Origin of the sequence: Streptomyces sp. NPDC057428, assembly GCF_042803195.1 — a bacterium.
Taxonomy (GTDB): domain Bacteria; phylum Actinomycetota; class Actinomycetes; order Streptomycetales; family Streptomycetaceae; genus Streptomyces.
The window spans coordinates 1-1,613 of the sequence record NZ_JBHVCT010000218.1; the positions used below are offsets into that span (position 1 = coordinate 1).

Below are 1,613 nucleotides of genomic sequence, written 5' to 3' on the forward strand. Positions count from 1 at the left end.
ACACCGCATCCCGCTTCCACCACGCTCCCACCGTGACGGCCAGTCATCCAACGCCGGAAACCATCACGCTCCGATTACCCGCTGAATGTTTGCGCTACGAGCACCCGGACGTCAGCGCATCCGCTTGTTCTCCGAACCGCGAAAGCGCGCGTGCACCGGTGGCGCCCCCGCACTCAGGAGATCCACGGGGAGCGGTAGCGCTCACATACTCCGGTGGATGGGGATGGACGCCCCGCTGAGGGAGGTGCCGGAGCCGCCGTAGCGGTGGGCGACGATCTCCGCGGCGATCGAGAGCGCGGTCTCCTCCGGCGTACGGGCGCCGAGGTCGAGCCCGATCGGGGAGTGCAGGCGAGCCAGCTCGGCTCCGGTCAGGCCGGCGTCGCGCAGGCGGTCGAGGCGGTCGAGGTGGGTACGGCGCGAACCCATCGCGCCGACGTACGCGACGGGCAGACGAAGGGCCAGTTCCAGCAGTGGGACGTCGAACTTCGCGTCGTGGGTGAGCACGCAGATCGCGGTGCGTCCGTCCACCCGGCCGGCGGCCGTCTCCTGGTCCAGATAGCGGTGCGGCCAGTCCACGGCGATCTCGTCGGCGCCGGGGAAGCGCAGCCGGGTGACGAACACCGGCCGGGCGTCGCAGACGGTGACCCGGTAGCCCAGGAACGTTCCGGCGCGGACCAGCGCTGCGGCGAAATCGATCGCACCGAAGACCAGCAGCCGGGGCGGCGGCACGCTGGATTCGACCAGGAGGGTCAGCGGCGCCCCGCAGCGGCTGCCGTCGGCGCCGACGACGAGCGTGCCGGTGCGCCCGGCCGCCAGCGTCGCCGCGGCCATCCGGGCGCTGGTCCGGTCGCGTTCGGCATCACCGAGGGAACCCTCGTGGGACCCGTCCGGCCGCACCAGCAGGGCCCGGCCGAGCAGTTCGGGCGGTCCGGCGACGATCCGGGCCACCGCCGCCGCCTCCCGGGCGGCGGCGGCCGCCAGGGCGCGCACCAACTCGAGATCCTCGCCGGGGTCGATCCTCTGGACCAGGATGCCGATCCGGCCGCCACAGGTCAGGCCGACAGAGAAGGCGTCCTCGTCGGAGTAGCCGAACTCTTCGCAGACGGTCGCGGGACCCTCGCCGGACAGTGCTTGGACGCACAAGTCGTAGACGGCGCCTTCGACGCACCCCCCGGACACACTGCCGATCACGTTGCCGCCGCCGTCGACTGCGAGCGCGGCCCCTGGCTGCCGCGGCGCACTGCCGCTGGTGGAGACCACGGTGGCGACGGCGAACGGCAGGCCCCGCTCGCACCAGCGGGACAGCTCTTCGGCGATGTCCAGCACAGGGGCTCAGCTCCTCCGGAAACGCGTGGCGCACACGGCCCCGGCCGGTCGGTCTCCGGCTGCGCACGCGGGGACCAACGGACAGCGGATTCCGGCTCGCCTTTTCTGCGCGCACGCAAGCCGACGCCGTCCGCACGGCGCGTCCTCTGGTCACATTACGACACTACGCTCACGTCGCTCCGCCGGTTAATTCGGGTCTTCGAATTTGATGGGGGTGCGGCGGTGACGGGCGGGCTCGCCGGTCACGCTGTGTGAGGTAGCTCGGGTGGTGGTACCCCGGACGCAAG

The 1,613-nt window shown here is 72.0% G+C and carries 1 protein-coding gene; it reads right to left on the bottom strand.

The features are described from left to right. Nucleotides 1–201: 201 nt before the first annotated feature. On the bottom strand, nucleotides 202–1,326 hold the full coding sequence (locus ACFU5K_RS31845) for an XdhC family protein (protein ID WP_384068216.1): 1,125 nt from the start codon (nucleotides 1,324–1,326) through the stop codon (nucleotides 202–204). Between the last annotated feature and the right edge of the window lie 287 nt (nucleotides 1,327–1,613).